Origin of the sequence: Agrobacterium larrymoorei (genome assembly GCF_030819275.1) — a bacterium.
Taxonomy (GTDB): domain Bacteria; phylum Pseudomonadota; class Alphaproteobacteria; order Rhizobiales; family Rhizobiaceae; genus Agrobacterium; species Agrobacterium larrymoorei_B.
The window spans coordinates 1,329,128-1,348,197 of sequence record NZ_JAUTBL010000002.1 but is presented as its reverse complement, the minus strand read 5'-3'; the positions used below and the strand labels follow the sequence as shown (position 1 = coordinate 1,348,197).

19 protein-coding genes are annotated in these 19,070 nt (G+C 56.2%); 11 read left to right on the top strand and 8 right to left on the bottom strand.

Annotated elements, in window-relative coordinates; all coding sequences use genetic code 11:
- Positions 1 to 21: 21 nt before the first annotated feature.
- From QE408_RS15170 to QE408_RS15130, 9 genes are all read left to right on the top strand, one after another.
- On the top strand, positions 22 to 2,055 hold the full coding sequence (locus QE408_RS15170; protein WP_306932540.1) for a hypothetical protein: 2,034 nt from the start codon (positions 22 to 24) through the stop codon (positions 2,053 to 2,055).
- A 65-nt stretch (positions 2,056 to 2,120) separates the two neighbouring features.
- Positions 2,121 to 3,008 (top strand): hypothetical protein, encoded by an 888-nt coding sequence (locus QE408_RS15165; RefSeq protein WP_306932538.1) that lies wholly within the window; start codon positions 2,121 to 2,123, stop codon positions 3,006 to 3,008.
- Positions 3,001 to 3,297 (top strand): hypothetical protein, encoded by a 297-nt coding sequence (locus QE408_RS15160; RefSeq protein WP_306932535.1) that lies wholly within the window; start codon positions 3,001 to 3,003, stop codon positions 3,295 to 3,297. The genes QE408_RS15165 and QE408_RS15160 overlap by 8 nt, the downstream gene beginning before the upstream one ends.
- A gap of 101 nt (positions 3,298 to 3,398) precedes the next feature.
- Positions 3,399 to 3,728 (top strand): hypothetical protein, encoded by a 330-nt coding sequence (locus tag QE408_RS15155; protein ID WP_306932534.1) that lies wholly within the window; start codon positions 3,399 to 3,401, stop codon positions 3,726 to 3,728.
- A gap of 671 nt (positions 3,729 to 4,399) precedes the next feature.
- The gene (locus QE408_RS23025) at positions 4,400 to 4,489 is read left to right on the top strand and encodes a hypothetical protein (RefSeq protein ID WP_373465555.1); all 90 of its coding nucleotides are present in this window, start codon (positions 4,400 to 4,402) and stop codon (positions 4,487 to 4,489) included.
- A gap of 119 nt (positions 4,490 to 4,608) precedes the next feature.
- Positions 4,609 to 4,794, top strand: a complete 186-nt coding sequence (locus QE408_RS15145; protein WP_306932533.1) for a hypothetical protein — start codon at positions 4,609 to 4,611, stop codon at positions 4,792 to 4,794.
- A 313-nt stretch (positions 4,795 to 5,107) separates the two neighbouring features.
- Positions 5,108 to 6,466 (top strand): hypothetical protein, encoded by a 1,359-nt coding sequence (locus tag QE408_RS15140; RefSeq protein ID WP_306932532.1) that lies wholly within the window; start codon positions 5,108 to 5,110, stop codon positions 6,464 to 6,466.
- Positions 6,467 to 6,513: 47 nt separating this feature from the next.
- Entirely contained in the window at positions 6,514 to 8,103 is a 1,590-nt protein-coding gene (locus QE408_RS15135) for a hypothetical protein (protein WP_306932530.1), read from the top strand.
- 90 nt (positions 8,104 to 8,193) lie between these two features.
- On the top strand, positions 8,194 to 8,427 hold the full coding sequence (locus tag QE408_RS15130) for a hypothetical protein (RefSeq protein ID WP_306932528.1): 234 nt from the start codon (positions 8,194 to 8,196) through the stop codon (positions 8,425 to 8,427).
- A gap of 468 nt (positions 8,428 to 8,895) precedes the next feature.
- Here the strand turns inward: QE408_RS15130 and QE408_RS15125 are convergent, their stop codons facing one another.
- The 3 genes from QE408_RS15125 to QE408_RS15115 all read right to left on the bottom strand — a co-directional run bounded on the left by QE408_RS15125 (position 8,896) and on the right by QE408_RS15115 (position 12,743).
- Entirely contained in the window at positions 8,896 to 10,206 is a 1,311-nt protein-coding gene (locus tag QE408_RS15125) for a homoserine dehydrogenase (RefSeq protein WP_306932526.1), read from the bottom strand.
- A gap of 65 nt (positions 10,207 to 10,271) precedes the next feature.
- Positions 10,272 to 11,492: an LL-diaminopimelate aminotransferase gene (locus QE408_RS15120; protein WP_062425410.1), complete on the bottom strand. Its 1,221-nt coding sequence runs from the start codon at positions 11,490 to 11,492 to the stop codon at positions 10,272 to 10,274.
- Between the two features lie 291 nt (positions 11,493 to 11,783).
- Positions 11,784 to 12,743, bottom strand: coding sequence for a nucleoside hydrolase (locus QE408_RS15115; RefSeq protein ID WP_306932523.1), 960 nt, complete (start codon positions 12,741 to 12,743; stop codon positions 11,784 to 11,786).
- 177 nt (positions 12,744 to 12,920) lie between these two features.
- Here QE408_RS15115 and QE408_RS15110 point away from each other — a divergent pair, with 177 nt between their 5' ends.
- On the top strand, positions 12,921 to 13,724 hold the full coding sequence (locus tag QE408_RS15110) for a TSUP family transporter (protein WP_306932522.1): 804 nt from the start codon (positions 12,921 to 12,923) through the stop codon (positions 13,722 to 13,724).
- Between the two features lie 34 nt (positions 13,725 to 13,758).
- Here the strand turns inward: QE408_RS15110 and QE408_RS15105 are convergent, their stop codons facing one another.
- On the bottom strand, positions 13,759 to 14,238 hold the full coding sequence (locus QE408_RS15105; protein ID WP_306932520.1) for a PAS domain-containing protein: 480 nt from the start codon (positions 14,236 to 14,238) through the stop codon (positions 13,759 to 13,761).
- Here QE408_RS15105 and QE408_RS15100 point away from each other — a divergent pair.
- The gene (locus QE408_RS15100) at positions 14,203 to 14,601 is read left to right on the top strand and encodes a hypothetical protein (protein WP_306932518.1); all 399 of its coding nucleotides are present in this window, start codon (positions 14,203 to 14,205) and stop codon (positions 14,599 to 14,601) included. The genes QE408_RS15105 and QE408_RS15100 overlap by 36 nt on opposite strands.
- Positions 14,602 to 14,664: 63 nt before the next feature.
- On the opposite strand, the gene QE408_RS15095 is transcribed toward QE408_RS15100, so the two are convergent.
- The 4 genes from QE408_RS15095 to QE408_RS15080 all read right to left on the bottom strand — a co-directional run bounded on the left by QE408_RS15095 (position 14,665) and on the right by QE408_RS15080 (position 19,060).
- Entirely contained in the window at positions 14,665 to 15,357 is a 693-nt protein-coding gene (locus QE408_RS15095; protein ID WP_306932516.1) for a hypothetical protein, read from the bottom strand.
- A gap of 305 nt (positions 15,358 to 15,662) precedes the next feature.
- Positions 15,663 to 16,604: a lipid A biosynthesis lauroyl acyltransferase gene (locus tag QE408_RS15090; protein WP_306932512.1), complete on the bottom strand. Its 942-nt coding sequence runs from the start codon at positions 16,602 to 16,604 to the stop codon at positions 15,663 to 15,665.
- A 3-nt stretch (positions 16,605 to 16,607) separates the two neighbouring features.
- Positions 16,608 to 17,636: a zinc-binding dehydrogenase gene (locus tag QE408_RS15085; protein WP_306932508.1), complete on the bottom strand. Its 1,029-nt coding sequence runs from the start codon at positions 17,634 to 17,636 to the stop codon at positions 16,608 to 16,610.
- A gap of 137 nt (positions 17,637 to 17,773) precedes the next feature.
- On the bottom strand, positions 17,774 to 19,060 hold the full coding sequence (locus tag QE408_RS15080) for a beta-ketoacyl-ACP synthase (RefSeq protein ID WP_306932506.1): 1,287 nt from the start codon (positions 19,058 to 19,060) through the stop codon (positions 17,774 to 17,776).
- Positions 19,061 to 19,070 lie beyond the last annotated feature (10 nt).

The window sequence follows — 19,070 nt, the reverse complement described above, 5'->3', positions numbered from 1 at the left end:
ATCGAAACATGAGGCCATTTCATGAGCGTTGTTTTCCCAATCACTGAAGATCAGCGTTTCCGCCGCTACACAGCGACCCAGGGACAAACGCAGTTCCCTGTTCCTTTCCCTTTTCAGCAGGAGGAGGATATTATAGTTTTCCAGCAGACTGCGCCTGGGAACTACGACCCTATTGATCCTAGCTACTTCAGCGTTGCTGGCGCGGGATACGGAGCGGGTGGATCAATTAGCTTCGAGGTTGGCCGACAGGCTGGCGACATTATCTTGATACTGGGGCAAGCGATCTTAGATCGATTGTCGTCGGTGGTTACCGATGGACGGTTCAAAAGCTCACTGACGGACAGTGAGTTTGACAGAGTAAGGCTTATCCAGCAGGAACAGTCTCGCGATTTGGGGCGAAGTCTTAAAGCTGATTTTGGGCAGGAGCCGCAGATGCTCCCCCCTCCTGCAGCCGGTAAGGTTTTAGGCTGGGTCAATGGCAAGCTAGCCAATCAGACCATCATGAACGCCGGCGATCTCCCTTTCGGCGAGATTGGCCAAAATCTGGCTGGCACCAATACCGAGATTGAGGCGCAGGCGGTCATTGGCTTGCCTGCCTTCCGAAACAATCTTCTGGCCAGGGATATTTGCGACCTTCGAGATTTCAACAATTACGATCTGTCAGGAAACCACGAAATCACTGCTGTGATGCAGGCCTTTATCAACCAGCATTTCACGCCTGGCTTCGGGCGCATTCCCTCTGGCTCGATCCGGACAAACAAGCTGCAGATCAACTCGAATTACGCAAATATTTTTGGAGCGGGCGGACGTGCCACCACCCTGCGGCCGGCGTCGAATGGCCTCTCAACTTTGTTGGAAGTCAATGGCGTTAAAACAGAGCTATACGGACTTTCGCTGGAAAGCACCAACTTCAATCCTGGGCTGACACAGATCTGCAATGTCGCGATCGATCTCAAGGCGGCAGCTGCCAAACTGACAGATATCGAGATCTACGGCTTCAAGCGCGGTATCAATGCCCCGGTGGGCGGTCAGCACAAGGTTGATCGGATCCGCATGTGGAAATGTCAGGAGTTTGGTGTCGTCGTCGGCGGTTCCGGACAAAAGGTAGGTGATTGCAACTGGACCAACATCGTCTTCGAGGGCACCGACGATGGCAACCCCACAGCCGATCCTTACGGCTATAAGGGTGTAGCCATGGCGTTCCTCTCTGGCGCCAATGCTCAATACGTCGAAGATATTCAAATCACGACGTGGGATATCGGCGTGCAGATTGACGACAACCAGGGGCTCGGTGGAACGTTCATCCCGGATTACATCTTCCTGGACATGCTCAACTCGAATGCGCCTTACCGGCATGCGCTTCTGGTGAACAAGGCGCGTGGCGTGGTTCTGTCGGAGCCAACGCTTTGCTCCTGGTCGGAGAGTGGCGTTAAGATTGTCGACGTCGATAGCCTGCGCGTTGAGGGCGGATCCACAGTCCGATGTGGAACTGACGGCTGGGAAATTTTTGGCGGCCGAGATATACGCCTTTCCGGTCACACGATTTCTTCCAACGGGCGTCTGGCTGCCAACACCTATGACGGTCTCGCCGTGCAAGGATCCGCGAAGGTCTATATCTCGGGCGGCTGGATCGGGAACGGCTATGCCGCTCTAAGTGAGCAGCAGCGATATGGCATCGTTGTTCCGAATGGCTTCACCGGTGAGCTGCATGTTGCCGAAGATGTCGATTTATCCGGAAACGCGACGAAGGCGGTCAGCCTTGGCACAGGAGGCATCAAAGATATTCGAACACGGCTCGGCCATGTCACCCAGAACCACGGACTGACGCCTGATGTGGTGATGTCTGGGGCCGATGTCACAATCCCTCATGGCTTGTCGGCCGCGCCAACGTTCGTCGATGTGTCCGTGGTTCCGCCTGCAGGCGGCTCCCCAGCAGTGCATCGCCGCGCGGTGATCAAATCCTTCGATGCGACAAATATCGTCGTCAATGTGTCTGACGGTGCCAATTTTGTTTCGACAGGGACATTCCGCTTCAGCTGGGAAGCGAAGATCTAGACAGCATTTGACGGTATCTGCGAAGGCTTAACATCGGCTTCAGTTGAGAAACTGGAGCCTTTTTTATGTCGAAGCTACCCGAGACCGTGCCTCTAGCGGCACAAAACCTTCTGGACTTCATCCAGGGAAAAGAAGCGCCCGAAGGCTTCGACACGATCTTTGGCAACCGCCAGGGCAAGTTGCGAACGCCGATCACGAAAATGACGCTTGGCGACCTGATCGATGCGCAGAAAAATTGGGGCAACAAAGCCTGGGTAAAACAGAACTGGGGTTACTCCACCTCATCCAGTGCGGCTGGTGCGTACCAGTTCATGCGCGACACCCTGATCGGGATCTGCAAGGAAGTGCCGACCCTTCGCGGCGACGTCCTGTTTTCCGAGAGCCTGCAGAAGCGCCTGGGCTACTACCTCCTATTGCGGCGCGGCTATCAGGACTTTGTTGATGGTCGCCTGTCGATCGTCGCCTTCGGCCTCAACCTGGCGAAGGAATGGGCAAGCTTCCCAGTACTGTCTGCCACCCATGGCGCACATCGTGACGTCAAGCGTGGGCAGAGCTATTATGCCGGCGACGGTTTGAACAAGGCACTGGTCAGCCCTGAAGCGGTCGAGGCGCGGTTGCGCCATGTCCGGGACATTCATGCAATCGGCTCTGATATGGATCTGCCTCCCAAGGCGACCGACGACGGGGGCGGCGCAACGGCCGTTCCCGTCGCTGCGCCGATTGCGCCCGAAACTGTGGATCCGGAAAAGCTCGACAAGCCACTCGTGAAATCCAAGACGGTCTGGCAGTGGATCATTACCACACTGATCGCACCGGCGATCGCGCTCATCACCAATCCATACGTCCAGGCCCTTCTAATCGTCATCGTCGCCGGCTTCGCCTTTTATGCGATCAAAAGGCGGGGGGATATCGCGAAGGTCTACCGCGACATGAAGGAGGAGATCGGTGCTTGATCGCCTCAAGTATGCAGCATTCGCCCTGGGCGGGATCGTGTCGGCCGTCGCTGTCACGTTGCTTTGCGCACAGTTCTTCATGGTGCCGGCCGCCAGGCGTGAGGGGCGAGAAAGTGCGATCGCGGCGCGTGCGATCGAGGACGGAAAAGCCGAGCTCGAAAGGAAGGGCGACGATGCAAGTCTTCAGAAGAGTAGCGACTATGATCTGTGTGTTATCGGCCTGCGTGGCAACGGGATGCGCATCGATGCCTGCGACCAGCTGCGCGGGCTTCCAGAAAAACAACCTTAGTCCGGCCGGAACGGTGGCGCTGATCGCCGCCGATCGGCCGGGCTATGAGCGAGTTATCGGAAACGACCGCAACGGGCAGCGGCAAAAATGTTGGGGCTGACATGACAATTTTGGAATTTCTGGAAGCCACCGGCATCAAGTTCGGTGTTGCGACCGCCGGTTTCGCCGGCGGTCTTTTACGAGCGCTGTCCAGGCGCAGTTTCACATGGAGGGAGGTTGTTCTCTCCCCTCTGTGTGGGCTCCTTGCCGCCTCGTACCTGACAGCGCCAGTGCTGCACTACTTCTACAAGATTGGATGGCCGCTTCCGGATGATCCAATCACCACCATGCACGCGGCCGCGTTCCTGACTGGAACAAGTGCAATGTGGATTTCAGACCTTGCTCTTGAGGCTATCGTGCGTTGGCGTAACGGAAAAACGCCCGCTAATTAGGTGTCGCAAGTTCATATCCACCCCCCAGGGTGGATATCTTTTCCGGCGTGGGATTTCTACAAAGATCGGCAAAAGTCCCACGAAGCCCTATCGGCAACCCATTGATAAGGTTGCGGCCAATAGTAACTTTTAATCAGTAGGTCCAGGGTTCGAATCCCTGCGCTCTCACCAACGGAATCAAGCACTTACCGTTGTAAATTATCGGGAAATCGCTAGCGTAGCCCTCACATGTCTCACACAGTTTGAGAGTGTGAAATGACCTCACATACCGTTTTAGGTGACGAGGTTCACGTCTACCGGCATCAACAGTTTTCTCCAGCAGTGCTCCACCTACATTGAAGGCAGGAGTGGCCGGTCAGCAACAAAACCGACAGCCTATCCCTTGCTAAAGAGTTTGCCGAGGACTGGTCTCTGAAGCTTCGTGGCGACTGCCGAACGAGCGTGGAGATGATCGAGAAGCACTATGCCGTGCCTCTCAAGAACACGCTGGATGCCAAGGCTTTCAACGTGGGACGGGTAAGAAGACGCGTCGCGCAAGAGTAGAAACGTCAAATTCATTTTGGTGCTAGGTAGGATTTTATCCTACCATCTATAAGATGGGACGACGAAAGGTTTGAGTCATTCAAACCGCCGAGAAAATTAGCATCACGATGACCCCGGAGATGCTTCGCATGATCCGGGAAAGCGTGGATGCGGGCGAATATGCCTCCACCAGCGAAGTTGTGCGCGACGCTATGCGGGTATGGCAGCGGGAGCGGTAGGAACATGCCGAACGGCTCAACGCCATTAGGGCACGCATTCGCCGCTCATTCAATGATCCTCCCTGATGTAAGCGGTCAGGACGCGGATGCGGCGCTAGAAGCGGCTTTGGCCAAAGTTGATGAAGACCTCGATCGTGCAGCATCTTAAAGTTACCTACCGCCCAGAAGCTATTGCCGATCTTGCCGAAATCTACCACTTCATCGCAATCCGCAGTCAAAACCGCGCGATTGCCCGGGATTTCGTGGTCCGCATCAGGGAGCGTTGCACCCGCATCGGGTATGCCCCGTTGGGCGCACCGCCGTGATTGCCTACAAGGTCGAGCACGATACTGTGCGCATCGGTCACATCTTTTATGGCGGGCGCGACTTTGAGGCGCTGTATTCGGACGGGAAGCTGCCACCGGAGGATCAGTCGTGAGCGAAACGGAAAGCAGCGTCCTTTTCTCGAGCGCTATATTCATCAGAACACTGCCAGTAGCTTCAACGCGAGGTTCTCATGTTTGCTCTATCGTTTGGCGGCGCTCGAGACACTCGCAAAACGTGTTCTAGGTTGCGTATTTACAATCCCAGATTCTTGACTTTACATCGACCTTCTCTTCTCGCGTTGGAGACTCATCGATGAAAGCTAGCCTCCTTACTCTCGCTCTCCTTCTCTTTCCCGCCTCTGCTGCGTTGGCGGACTGTCCGAAGCCTGCGGATAGCAGCTTTGCAGCGGCCGCCAAAGCGAAATTTGACTGTTCCAGCAGCCTACCGCTGAAGGGGCATGAGACGGATCGCAAGTTTCAGATTCACTACGACTTTCCGAAGACTCCACCCGACAACAGCAAGCTCCCTTGGTTGACAGTCGACCCGTTCAAGAACCCCGCGGATTACATGCAGTCGATTCTGAACTATGTCCTCAAGGTCAATGCGCGACCGGATGTGGATTGGCGGATCGAGGACAATAAGGAAGAGCAGTGGTGTGATGCGCCGTGGTTCTTCATGTTGCGCGAGCCCTTGCGCGGGATGACGACCGAGCGGTGGTCCCGGCCGAAGGAACTTCACGCGCTACAAATGGACTGGGAGCGCAATTTTGCGGTCGGCATTTATAATGATGTGGCGTGCTATGGCTTTGGCCAGATCTGGGGTGATCCTGCCTTCCCCAAGACCCGCGATTTCGCATTTGCAGAGGGTGCGGTGTCTGCGAAAATGCTGTTCACCACCGCAACGCCTTCCAGCGTTCCTTATCTCGCGGGTTCGAAAGAATGGGATGTCGCCGGGCAGAAAGACGGCGGGGTGATGACCATGCGCCTTCTCCAGTTGGACCTCTCGGTCAAAGACAAACGGTCACCGAACGGCTGGTTCTTTGGAACCTTCATGTACAATGCGATGCAGCCCGGCAACACGCCTTATGAGCGATTGGTGCCTGTCGGTCTCATCTGGGGAAGTGACCCAGGGCTTAACGCGAAGGCCTATCTCGAGCAGGCGGCGACGCCGAAGGAAAGTTGGGTCAATCCGGATGTGGCTTCAATGTTCTACCCGCTTCCACGCCAGAACCTTGGCCTCTTCGGTCGGGCCAACGGTCCGGTTGATAACCCGACCTCGGCGTGCATCACCTGCCACCAACGCGCCAACGATTGGGGTACCGCCGTCCTACCCAATACTCCCGAGGCGGCCCAAGCTGCGGTCCTTTTGCCTGATGTGCCAGCCAACCCATACGATGATGCAGCCATCGCAGCGTACTTCCGCAACATCGGAACGAACTCGCCGGTCGAGGACACACAGTCGCTCGACTACGTTCTGCAGGTCTCAAAAGGGATCGCGGCGTTTCGTAACTGGGTGAAGACCGATTTTCCCGATCACGCTTCATCCACGACCGATGTTACGCCCTACCCCTTCAAGCCGGCTGAAGCGCGCATGTTGGCACCCACCGACGCCAACACTGTACGGCCGGACGAAAATGAGCAGGATCCAACGGGAAAGCTTTTCCTACGTTAACATGACCTGATATGCATAGGCGTGATTTGCCTTCGGAGGGCGCGCCTATGTTGTCGTTGAATGTCTTTGGTCGATTCCGGATCACCGATCCGGATGACATTGACAGAGGGCCGCGATCGGCCAAGGCTCGCGGCCTCCTCGTTCTTCTGGCGACAGCACCGCATTATTCCAGAAGCCGTGTCTGGCTGCAGGACAAATTGTGGAGCGATCGCGACGCCAAAAGGGGTTCGGACAGCCTTCGCCAGACGCTCGTCGAAATTCGCAAGGCCTTCGGGCCCTATCAAGAAATCTTACAGGCCGACCGCGAGAAGGTCGCGTTCGACCCGTCACGCTTCAAAGTCAGTTATCGTCTCGTCGAGCCGCCGCAGGATTGGAATGATGAGCATGACGCCTTCGCCGATATCGATATTCCCGACCCCGAATTCGAAGACTGGATTCGCGATATACGATCATCACTTGCCGAAAAGGCTCGCGTCAGTGCGTTTGATCCTCCACGTCCGTCTGTACCGCCAAAGCCCGCGATCTTTTTTCAGTTCCATTCCGACCACCAATTGCCGAGCGAGCTCATCAACTCGCGAATATTGGCGCTGACGACGGCTTCGCTTCATGACCTGGACGACTTTGAGATCTTTTCGCATATCCCGCATGCATCGTCGGGCATCATGCGTCAGCCTGTCACTGGTCTTTCCGTTTCCGTTCGAACAGCAACGATGGGACGACGTAGCCACATCACCTTTACGATCAGTCATGCGGAGACCGGCAGGCTCTATGCTTCGCGCACGGAAAATCTCGGGAGCTCTTCCGAGGAGGCCTTGCATCATCTGTGCGGAACTCTGGTGCAGACCGTTCTCATCACATTGCGTGAACGAAAGGGTGATCTCGCAATTTCAAACTGCGCAGCACTTTTGGCCAGCAACGCCCGCAACCTGATCTTCCGCTTCGATCGTCAAAGCCTCGCAGAGGCAGACAGGCATCTGAACTATGCCTATGAGCGCGATCCACGCCCGCAATATGTCGCTTGGCGAGCGTTTTTACGCAACATGGCTCAGTTTCAGCATCGCAGCACAGCATTTCTGGGCGACGAAATCACCTCCACCGAACTCGTCCAAGAGGCTCTGCGGCAGGATGGTAATAGCCCGGGCATACTCAGTATCGGCGCGCACCTGGAATATCTCGGTGGCGGATCTAGCCGCGGATCTCTGAAGCTCGCTGAGCGAGCCGCTCAGCTCGATCCGCTCAACCCAATCAACATGGCAATCCTGTCCAATGCCGAACTCGTTCTCGACAAGCTGAGCGCAAGCCGCAGGTCCGCAACAATAGCGCTGAAACTGACAGGAGGCGGAGAACACCGCGCCTTTGTCGAGTTTTTTTGCTGCATGTCTGCTGCGGCTGTGGGTGACTATAACGCAGCCATTGGTCATGCGGAGGCAGCCCTTATCCTCCGCCCGGCATTCCGCGCGCCCTTGCGCTACCTCATCGCGCTTTACATACAAGAAGGAATGACGATGCGCGCGGAACGCGCTATCGATCAGCTGCGGCTCCTCGAACCGGACTTTACGCCGGCTCGCTTTCTGGACGACGATTACCCCGTCACTACGATGCGGCGTATCAGACTGATCGACACTATATCCGCGTAACCTCATATACACTTAACACCCTTGGTTGATTCACGCTGCAATCACGATGCTGATCTAGATTCAGTGCGTTAAGACACATGAGGGCAGATTATGAGTGACACCAATATCGTGATGGACCATTTGCGCGCAGCCCTGCTTGCCACGCCAAAGGAGAGCACGTTCCTCACCTATCTCATTCAGATGGCGCTGATCGAGGGAGGCAATACATCCCAGGATTGTTTCGCCAACCAGAGCATCGCTTCGGATGATGACGCTGAAGGCGACTGCGCGGGATATGTACTACCATCGGAAAAGAGCCATTCTACTCCCGCATACGCGTCATGAGCATGTAACCGTTTGCGACGGTGATCGGTCTTGGCGGTAGGTATTCGCCAAGACTGTCTCGTTGATGTGTTCAGATAAGAACGACATCAGCATCACCCTCGAAGTAGATGGTTGAAATTCAGCGGGTGGATGTTTGTTTGATTACTGACAACGTGGGAGCACCCGGCTGCTTTACGCACATCGAAGTGAGTCCAAAACCGAGGTGGCCGAGCGTCCTCACAAAGTAGCGACTCGCTAGTTTTCAATCGCGCAGACAAGCTCATCCTCTGAAACACATAAGCCCGGACGCGGCAGCATCCGGGCTATATTTGGACCAAGAAATGTGTCCGACTGAGCGCGCCTAAGCGAAACTCTAGCCGCTGAAGCGCGTCGCGATCTTTCAGATCGCTCATGCGCTTTAGGTCCTTGTTATCGCATGTCGTTGTCGCAAAACCGCTGCACAGTTTTGCTTGGACCATGCTTATCGCATCACGTGCGCTCGATGCGGATGACCTGCGGTTCGCTGACCAGATACTTCTCGCTCTTGATCGCTTTTACGGCCTTGCGGATGGCATCTTCCATCGTCGCATGCGTAACGAGGATGATCGTCTGGGCTCCCTCCTCCATCGGCACTTGAGAACGTTGGACGATCGATTCCAGCGAGATGTTGTTTTCCGCCATGCGGGTGGCGATGGAGGCGAACACGCCGGCCTTGTCCTTCACGGTCAGTCGGATGAAGTAGCCACCTTCATGGCTTTTCATCTTGGCCCGGCGATAATCGCTCAGCGACTTGGCAGGACGGCCAAGAACCGGAACCTGCTGTGCGCCTGGGCGGCTCTTGGCAATATCGGCGACATCGCCGAGCACTGCGGAGGCTGTGGCGTTACCGCCGGCGCCTGGACCAACCATCAGCAATTCACCGAGGATATCCGATTCCACTGCGACTGCGTTTGTCACGCCATCCACCTGCGCAATCACGGAATCAAGCGGTACCATGGTCGGGTGTACCCGCTGCTCGATGCCGGATTCGGTCAGTTGGGCGACGCCGAGGAGCTTGATGCGATAGCCGAGATCGGCGGCTGCCTGAATGTCCTCGATGGAGATATTGGTGATGCCTTCGAGATAAATATCGTCGGCGGCAATCTTGGAACCGAAAGCAAGCGTCGTCAGGATCGCAAGCTTGTGTGCGGTATCATTCCCCTCAATGTCGAAAGCCGGGTCGGCCTCCGCATAGCCGAGACGCTGCGCTTCCTTGAGGCAGACTTCGAAGGAGAGGCCTTCCTTCTCCATCTTGGTCAGGATGTAGTTGCAGGTGCCGTTCATGATGCCGTAGATGCGCGACACATGGTTACCGGTCAGCGATTCACGTAACGCCTTGATGATCGGAATACCGCCGGCGACCGCCGCTTCGAAGTTGAGCAGAGCGCCCTTCTCTCCTGCGATTTCGGCCAACTCCACACCGTGCTTTGCAAGCAATGCCTTGTTGGCAGTCACCACATGGAGACCACGCGACAAAGCGGTGCGAACGGCTCTTTCCGCCGGACCAGACGCGCCGCCTACAAGTTCGACGAAAACATCGATATCGGCCTTTTCGGCCATGTCTTCCGGCGTATCGAACCAGGTCATACCCGAGAGATCAATGCCGCGATCACGCGAACGGTCGCGCGCGGAAACAGCAATAATCTCAATTGCGCGTCCGCAGGTAATCGCAAGTTCGTTGCTTCTCTGCTGGAGGATGCGCACGAGCGAAGAGCCGACAGTGCCGAGTCCCGCTATGCCGATTCTCAATGAATCTGCCATGGGTATATTCCTGATTTGCTTTAATGAAAGAGGTGGCCGGAACCGGCCACCTTGGCGGGTTGCCCTTATCTGTGGGCGTTGAGCGAGACGACGTTGTGCAACGTATCGTCTGCAGTCGACAGGAAGCGCTTGAGATTGCGCGCGGCCTGACGAATTCTGTGCTCGTTCTCGACGAGCGCGAGGCGAACGTAATCGTCACCCATTTCACCGAAGCCAACACCCGGAGCAACCGCAATGTCGGCCTTCTCGATCAACAGCTTGGAAAATTCAAGCGAACCGAGATGCCGGAATTTCTCCGGGATTTTCGCCCAGGCGAACATGGTGGCAGCGGGAGGCGGAACCTCGAAACCCGCCTTGCCGAACGTATCGACCATCACGTCGCGGCGGCGGCGGTAGACATTGCGCACTTCCGCGATATCCGAGCCATCGCCATTCAGCGCATGTGTAGCCGCAACCTGGATCGGCGTGAAGGCGCCGTAATCGAGGTACGATTTCACACGCGTTAGCGCAGCGATCAGGCGTTCATTGCCGACCGCAAAGCCCATGCGCCAGCCGGGCATGGAGAAGGTCTTCGACATCGAGGTGAATTCCACCGATACATCCATGGCACCAGGCACTTCCAGGACCGATGGCGGCGGATTCTTCTCGTCGAAATAGATTTCCGAATAGGCAAGGTCGGACAGCACGATCAGGTCGTGCTTCTTCGCAAAAGCGATCACGTCCTTGTAGAAATCCAGAGACGCCACGTGGGCGGTCGGGTTGGACGGGTAGTTGATGATCAGTGCCAGCGGCTTGGGGATCGAATGGCGCACAGCGCGCTCAAGCGGGCCGAAGAAGGTTTCATCCGGCTCGACATTCATCGAACGGATGACGCCACCCGCCATCAGGAAGCCAAAGGCATGGATCGGATAGGTCGGGTTCGGACATAGGATCACATCACCAGGCGCGGTGATCGCCTGCGCCATATTGGCGAAGCCTTCCTTGGAACCGAGCGTGGCGACGACCTGGGTATCAGGGTTCAGCTTCACTCCAAAGCGGCGTGCATAATAGGCGGCCTGGGCGCGGCGAAGCCCGGGAATGCCCTTGGAGGACGAGTAACGATGCGTGCGCGGGTCCTGAACGACTTCGCAAAGCTTGTCGACGATCGCCTTTGGCGTCGGCAGATCCGGATTGCCCATGCCAAGGTCAATGATATCCGCGCCACCCGCTCGCGCGCTCGCTTTCAAACGGTTGACCTGTTCGAAGACGTATTGCGGCAGACGCTTGACCTTGTGAAACTCTTCCATCTCTTTCCTCATGGAAATGGACCGGATTGTCCGGTCCACAGTAGCGTTCGTTTTTTGGTTTGAAACATAAGCCGACACGAACAAATCGGACCTGTGCTGTTCATTGTAGCGTAAGCGTTGGAAAACACGAATTGGTTTTCCCGCCACGCCCTGCGGTGACCGGTGCGTTGCCGGAACATTTGTCGCGAAGTCCATGGCGCAGCACACGGCTTGCGCCATTGATGCCTGCATAACGCCAGATTCTTGTAAAATGCAAGGCAAAGCCGCCGTTCGACCGACGGCTCAACTCAATCAGCCACGTTCACCACGCACAATTGCAGAGCGAATGACCGAAAGCACACGATCCGGTTCGATCTTGGTGCAAATCTTCTGGCTTGGATGACCGTCCCAATCGCCCGGTGGGAAGGTAATGCCGTCCGGCTTTTGGATCGTCTGACCGTCTGCAAGACCGCCGCACACGACGCGGATCGCGCCGCTTCGTGTTTCGAAAAGTTCAGGGTTCGTCAGATAAACGCAGGCGCAAGAATCATGGACGACCATGCCGTCACCCGTGCGCATATTGTAGAAACTGATGTAGAACTGAGAGAGGTCGGACAGCAGCTGCACAGCCGCGCCATTTTCCTTCACCATTTCCGCCAGGAAGCCGGAGGTCATGACCGTTTTCGTCGTGACGTCCAGACCGATTACGGTCACGGGCCAGGGTGCGGTGAAGACAAGATCGGCCGCCTCTGGATCACCGTGAATATTCGCTTCTGCAGCGGGGCTGACATTGCCGTTGATATCGAAGGCACCACCCATGATGATCACCTCTTTCACCAGGGCAGCGAAATCGGGATCGGTCTTCAGGGCAAGCGCCAGGTTCGTCATGCGACCTACGGCAATCAGCGTTACCTCACCGGGATTGGCCTTGACGGTATCGATGATGAAATGATGGGCCGTGCGCGGATCGAGCGGCACGTCAACCGTCTCAGGCACACCGATATTGCCAAGCCCATCATCGCCGTGAATGAAGGTAGGGAAATGGCCGTCCGGACGCGAGGGATCGAATGTCTTGCCAGCGCCCTTCGCTACAGGGGCGTCAATCATCCATTGCTGCTTGAGGAACTGCGCATTGCGGGTCGTAATCTCGATCGGCGCGTTGCCAAAGACAGTGGTGACCCCGATGAGGTCGATATCAGGGTGACGGTGCAGAAAAAGCAACGCCATTGCATCGTCAATGCCCGGATCCGTATCGAAAATTACTTTATGCATGCCTGTCCTCATTCAAATATAGCTGCCAGCTTCAATGCAGCGTTCGGCGCACAATAACCTGCCAGGCGTGCTGCGCAATCTTTTCCATTCCTCCATTGGCCCTGTCTGCAAAAGCGGTTGCGGGATGCGGCATTCGGTGCCACAAGCGGCCAGCAAAACCCTCCGGATGCCTCCCCAGTGCAAGACGTCGCTCTCCAGCTTTTCATCATACTGTTCTTTGTCGCCGTCTTCGCCGGCTTCGTCGATTCGATTGCTGGAGGCGGAGGGTTGATCGTGCTGCCGGCCATGTTGATCATGGGCATACCGCCGCTGGAGGCGCTGGGGACCAACAAGTTGCAGGCTCAGTTCGGCTCCGCTTCGGCGACCATCGCCTATGCGCGCAAAGGCCACGTCAATCTCAGAGAACAATTTCCGATGGCGTTGATGGCCCTCATCGGGGGAATGGCTGGCGCGTTCACCGCATCCTTCGTTCCGGCCGACATTCTCAGGGCAATCATGCCTTTCCTGCTCATCGCCATCGCTATCTATTTCGCTTTCAAGCCGAACCTCAGCGACATTGACAGCCAGCGCCGGATAACGCCGTTCGTCTTCGGTCTGACAGTGGTTCCACTGATTGGTTTTTACGATGGCATTTTCGGTCCAGGAGCCGGTTCCTTCTATATGCTGTCATTCGTCGCTCTTGCCGGCTTCGGCATGCTGAAGGCGACCGCCCATACGAAACTCTTGAACCTCGGCTCGAATTTCGGCGGCTTCCTGGTATTCACACTGAATGGCGCAATTCTCTGGAAACTTGGACTTGTGATGGGTTTTGGGCAGTTTCTTGGCGCGCAGATCGGCTCCAGATTGGCGATGAAGAATGGCGCGAAGATTATTCGCCCGCTACTGGTGATGTCCTGCCTTGCCATGGCGGCAAGGCTCATTCTCGATACCAATGCGCCCTACTCGCTTGGCTGGATCATCGGCAAGCTCAGCGGCGTGTGACTAAGACATAAAGCGAGACCTTAGACCCCCGCTCTCAACCACATTCCAGTGTCGCCATCTCCTCAATATCGCTCAACACCACCACTGCGCCCATGACGTGATTGGTGGAGGCGCGCAGGGGCGTCATCCGGCAGCGCGTTGCAAATCGCTGCCCGTCGCGGTGAGTGTGATGAATGTAACCGACCTTCTCACCTGCAAAGCACCGATCGAGTGCAGGTTTTGCCTGCAAGTAGAATCCATCTTCACCAATGAACTCGGTGACGTGGCAGCCGATCAGCGACAAGCGCGCCCGGTTCTTCGATTTTGCATAGGCATGATTGGTATAGAGGTAGCGGTAATCGTGTGTGACGACGATGATGTTATCGTCAAGACTATCAAGGATTGCTTCGTTGAAAAGCGGCTGCTCATAATAGGCTGGTGCTATGGCCTTGGCTGGCCGCGCGATTGCAGGAGAGAAATCCACATCGTACGGATCCGAATGATCGCGGAAATATCGGTCGATCAGCCCGGACATCGTCACGATCCTGCGCACAACCGCAAGCCTGTCGTCGGCTTCTTGTCGAACCAGCATGCAGAGAAACTCGAATTGCCGATGGAGTTCGTCCCGGCTAGACGCCTTGTAAGCCAGGATGTCGTCGACGATCGCTTGAAGCTCTCTGTCAAACGACTGGACAAGCCCATCCTCGCTTTGGTTGATGGCCTGCCGCAGCTGAAGGCTTTTGATCGCAAAAGCTTGAAAAAAATCCTGGAGCACAGTGTCTACCCACGCTTAGTGCGAAAAATCCGGAAACATTTTCCCGGCCACACGATGAATGAGCCGCAGAATTACGGTACAGCAGTACTCACCGTAACGCTCTCGTCAATATACGATTTATAGTAGTGGGGTGATGAAAGGCGCAGTTAGACTGCGAAGCGCCAGATAAAAACTTAATTCGCCTACTTACGCTACCACGCGTGTGCGACGATCTTCCAACTCTTTGACCACCACGATGGCGCCAACGAGTTTGTAAGAAGGTGAATAGCATGGAGACATTTCGAAGGACTTGACCACGGTATGACCGAGCGCGTCTTCGGCATAGGTGTATTTCTCAGCCTCGCCCTTGAAGCACGCGTCGAGCTTCTCGCGGAATGCCAGTTGGAAGTGGTGGATCCCAACGAGTTCGGCAATATGCTTGCCAATGATCTCACTACGATCCGAGTGGAGCGAAGCAGCATTGGCGGAGTTCGTATAGTTGATGCGGTAGCCGGGGGAAACGACGACGACACGATCGTCCAGGTCTTCCAGCCGGTCTTCATCCAATATGATATAGGGGCTCCAAGGCGCATCATCGCCATCCGGAGCACTTCCATCGCGCGGCAGTCCAGCGCCGATATAGCGATCGACAAGCCTGCGCAAAACGTCGGCATTACGCTGAACGCAACCGATATCCTCTGCCTCCTCATTCAGAAGGTCGATGGCAAAGCGGAACTGTTCAAGAATTTCCGCAGAGGAGGCGTTCTTTCTGCCGATAATACTGTCGAGCAGAGTGTCGAGCTCTTTATCGAGGGCGGCAACCTTGGGCGCTTCATTGCGAATAACTGCGCTTTTCAGCTCCGCATAACGCTGCCAGAACAATTCGATTTTTCTTTTCAACCCAAACACTCCCCAGACGCAGGCATTACAGTTGCCCAATCCTCTCCCGGCTCACTGGCGACAATCTGCACGATGTGCCCGTAAAGCATGAGTTAAGGAGTTGCAATATAACCACACCAGCACATTCACTCATATCACAATCGGCTTCGTTATTACAAATCCGAGAAATAGTAAGGAAGAATAAACACGGTCTTGTCTCGCAACAGGCTGACTAAATCATTGCGTTACGTCAACCTCCTTAATCGAGTGTGGTTTAACAATACCCCATCTATAAACCAACGTTGTGGAAAAGGAGCTTCTCGACTTCAATTGTCCGTCTTGACCTGGTCCTTGATGTGCCAACGGTCGTGGTACCACAACCACTGACCGGGATACTCGCGAACCCAGCTCTCAACCTTGTCGTTCAAAAGCTGCGCGGTCTTCTGGATATCGACACTGCCCTTCTCGTTCAGCGGTATCTCGACCTTCGGTTCGATTTCCAGGCGGTAGCGATTGTCCGGGAGGCGAATGCATCTCGCCGGATAGACGTCGCAGCCGAACTGCCGGACCAGCTTGGCGAGCAACGGATTGGTTTGAACATTGTGTCCAAAGAACTTGGTCAGAAGACCTTTGCGGAACTTCTGATCCACCAGTACGCCGACACCTGCCCCCCGCTCCAGCTGCCGGGCTAACGCGAAGGACGAGCCTGCGTGCGAGGGAACGAGCTTGCCCATGCGCTCCTTGCGGAAATTGAATATTTTCTCCGCCACGTAAGGATTGTTCGGCGGACGGAAGAGAACCGTCACATCAAGGCCGAAGGCGGATCCTGCCACAGGCAGAAGCTCGAAATTTCCGGTATGGGCGGTGAAGACAATGAATGGACGTGGATTGTCGCGTAGCTCAAGAAAGTTGTCGATGCCGACAACCTCGATTCGCCCGGGCTTTGTCTGCTCCGGGTCGTAATCGAACAGGCGGTCAAGGAAAACATATTCGGCGGCGAGACGCCCCATGTTTCCCCAGCTATCCAGCGCGATGTCCAGACGCTCTTCCTCGGTCTTTTCCGGATAGGCGCGAGCGAGGTTGAAAAGCATCAGCTTATGACGCGGCGTCTTGGGCCCAAGTTTACGCGCGATGCGATCGGCAAAGTGAATGGCTGGATCAGCCGGCAACAATTTCAGCATATTCAGAAAGCCGAACGCGATGGTCGCGTTCAGCCACTGGCGAAAGTTCTCAAGCGCCAGAACGATGCGCGTTATAAAAAGCTTCACTGATCAATCCATCCGCAGAACGATCTTACCGAAGACCTGACGGGTCTCCATCCGTTCCAGAGCCTTGTCGATATCGTCGAAGGTTACTTCGGTATCGATGACAGGATGTACAAGCCCGCGTGCCATTTTCTGCATGGCATCGGCCATGTTCTGCATGCGGCAGCCAAAGGAGCCAAGCAGCTTCAGTTGCTGCTGAAAGAGCATCATCAGGTTGATTTCGGTCGAGACGCCCGACGTCGAGCCGCAGGTGACGAGACGGCCGCCACGCTTCAGCGAGAACATGGAACCTGCCCAGGTATCCTTACCGACATGCTCGAAGACGACATCGACACCCTTCTTCTTGGTCAGCTTGCGCACGACACCTTCGAATCGATCCACCCGATAATTAATCACGTGATCGGCGCCCAGCGCCTTGGCGCGCTCGATCTTATCGTCCGAACCCACCGTGGTGATGACCGTGCAGCCCATCTTCTTTGCCAGCTGAATAGCCGCCGTGCCGATACCGGAACCACCGGCATGAACGAGGATGGTTTCACCAGGCTGAAGCTTCGCATTGTCGAACAGCATGTGCTCGACAGTGCCGAACGTTACAGGTGCGAGCGCGGCTGCCACGGCATCGACGCCCGGCGGGGCGAGGACAAGCTGGCGAGCCGGAATGTTGATCTTTTCCTGGGCGAAGCCATCGAGGTGGAAACCATGAACCCCACCGACATTTTCGCAGAGGTTATCACGACCGGCAACGCAGTGATGACAACGACCGCAGATACGCGCGCCATAGATGGAGACCAAGCCGCCCGGAAGAACGTTGGAGACGCCCGGGCCAATCGCTTCCACCACGCCCGAGGCTTCGGCACCAATCGTGAGCGGCATCTTGCGCTTGGCAAAGGCCATGCCGCGCCAGCCCCAAACGTCGATGTGGTTCAGTGCGACCGCCTTGACGCGCAGCGTAACCTCACCCGGTGCCGGCGCTTCCGGCTCAGGCAGATCCACTTTCTCGAGCTTACGGTCGTCGACGAGTTGAAGAGCGCGCATAATAGAAGTCCTTCGCCCGAAGGCGTTAAAGCGTTTTCGTTCGAGAGCGTCGCTCGTCCGAATGGACCCAGAAAGACGGCTCTCCTTCATTTACAATTGCATCAACCGCCTTTGGGGTAGATGCGCTGGGGAACGGATTAAGCCGGTTCCCGTGTCATAACAAGGCTTGCATTCTGCCCACCGAAGCCGAAGGAATTCGACAGCACGGCGTTGACCTGAGCATCACGCTTCACATTCGGCACCACATCCAGCGCAATCGTCGGATCCGGATTGTTGTAGTTGATGGTCGGTGGCAGCGTGCCGGTCAGCATGGTTTGCAGCGAGAAGACGGCTTCAACTGCGCCTGCTGCCGTCAGCGTATGGCCGATCATCGATTTGTTGGAAGAGACAGGGATCGACTTCAGGCCTTCGCCGAAAACCGCAAGCATGGAACTGTACTCCATCTTGTCATTTTCCGGTGTCGACGTACCATGCGCATTGACATAGCCGATATCGCTTTCGGAGAAGCCGGCATCGGCAAGTGCTGCACGGATCGTGGCAATCGCAGGTCCGCCGTCGGGCGACGAGCGCGTGCGGTGAAAGCTGTCTGCCTTTTCGCCGGCACCTTTGATGATGCCGAGAACCTTTGCACCACGAGCGACCGCCGCTTCCAGCGATTCCAGAACAAGCGTCGCTGCACCTTCGGCAATCACGAAACCATCGCGGTCCTTGCTGAACGGCTTGGACGCCTTTTCCGGCGGGTCGTTCTGTGTCGACAGGGCCGACAGAAGCGAGAAGCGGATGAGCGCTTCGGCGCTCACCGAACCGTCTGTGGCAACCGTCAGCGCACGATCCGTGCGACCTTGGCGAATGGCTTCGACACCAAGCTGAATGGCTGTTGCACCGGAGGCGCAAGCGGTCGAGAGCGTGACCGGGAGACCGCGCGTGCCGAACTGATCGGACAGACGCTCGGAGATCGCGCCGAAGAGAGCGGCTTCCTGAAAGGCGGGGTCGGGGCGCTGACGGAGAGCCGCCATGAAGCGATCATAGGCATCACCCGGCTTTGCCGCAGGCGGAGACCGGTCAGCAAGCTCGAAACGAGCGCTCCATTCCGGCTCGATAGGCGGAGCCGCCAGAAACAGCGGGCCGTTGAAATCGCCGGATAGTCCTGCCTGCGCCAACGCTTCGATGGTGGTCTCGCGAGCAAAGGCAAAGGACCGTTCGACGGAATTCGGTGCCGGGATATCGATGAAGTCGACCGTTCCGCAAATTTTGGTGGAGAGATTGTCGGTCGGAAAACGTGTGATCTTGTGGATGCCGGATTTACCGGAGGTCAAAGCCGCCCAGTTATCCGTCAATCCCTGCCCCAAGGAGGTGATGATGCCCATGCCGGTGACGGCAACAATGGGGCGGCCAAGGTGATCCCTGAAATTGCTGGATGCCATGGTCTTAACT

Excerpts from the sequence above, each read along its gene's own strand:
- QE408_RS15170 (WP_306932540.1), top strand. The coding sequence starts at position 22 with ATGAGCGTTGTTTTCCCAATCACTGAAGATCAGCGTTTCCGCCGCTAC.
- QE408_RS15165 (WP_306932538.1), top strand. The coding sequence starts at position 2,121 with ATGTCGAAGCTACCCGAGACCGTGCCTCTAGCGGCACAAAACCTTCTG.
- QE408_RS15155 (WP_306932534.1), top strand. The coding sequence starts at position 3,399 with ATGACAATTTTGGAATTTCTGGAAGCCACCGGCATCAAGTTCGGTGTT.
- QE408_RS23025 (WP_373465555.1), top strand. The coding sequence starts at position 4,400 with ATGATCCGGGAAAGCGTGGATGCGGGCGAATATGCCTCCACCAGCGAA.
- QE408_RS15145 (WP_306932533.1), top strand. The coding sequence starts at position 4,609 with ATGAAGACCTCGATCGTGCAGCATCTTAAAGTTACCTACCGCCCAGAA.
- QE408_RS15140 (WP_306932532.1), top strand. The coding sequence starts at position 5,108 with ATGAAAGCTAGCCTCCTTACTCTCGCTCTCCTTCTCTTTCCCGCCTCT.
- QE408_RS15135 (WP_306932530.1), top strand. The coding sequence starts at position 6,514 with ATGTTGTCGTTGAATGTCTTTGGTCGATTCCGGATCACCGATCCGGAT.
- QE408_RS15130 (WP_306932528.1), top strand. The coding sequence starts at position 8,194 with ATGAGTGACACCAATATCGTGATGGACCATTTGCGCGCAGCCCTGCTT.
- QE408_RS15125 (WP_306932526.1), bottom strand. The coding sequence starts at position 10,206 with ATGGCAGATTCATTGAGAATCGGCATAGCGGGACTCGGCACTGTCGGC.
- QE408_RS15120 (WP_062425410.1), bottom strand. The coding sequence starts at position 11,492 with ATGGAAGAGTTTCACAAGGTCAAGCGTCTGCCGCAATACGTCTTCGAA.
- QE408_RS15115 (WP_306932523.1), bottom strand. The coding sequence starts at position 12,743 with ATGCATAAAGTAATTTTCGATACGGATCCGGGCATTGACGATGCAATG.
- QE408_RS15100 (WP_306932518.1), top strand. The coding sequence starts at position 14,203 with ATGATCGCGGAAATATCGGTCGATCAGCCCGGACATCGTCACGATCCT.
- QE408_RS15105 (WP_306932520.1), bottom strand. The coding sequence starts at position 14,238 with ATGTCCGGGCTGATCGACCGATATTTCCGCGATCATTCGGATCCGTAC.
- QE408_RS15085 (WP_306932508.1), bottom strand. The coding sequence starts at position 17,636 with ATGCGCGCTCTTCAACTCGTCGACGACCGTAAGCTCGAGAAAGTGGAT.
- QE408_RS15080 (WP_306932506.1), bottom strand. The coding sequence starts at position 19,060 with ATGGCATCCAGCAATTTCAGGGATCACCTTGGCCGCCCCATTGTTGCC.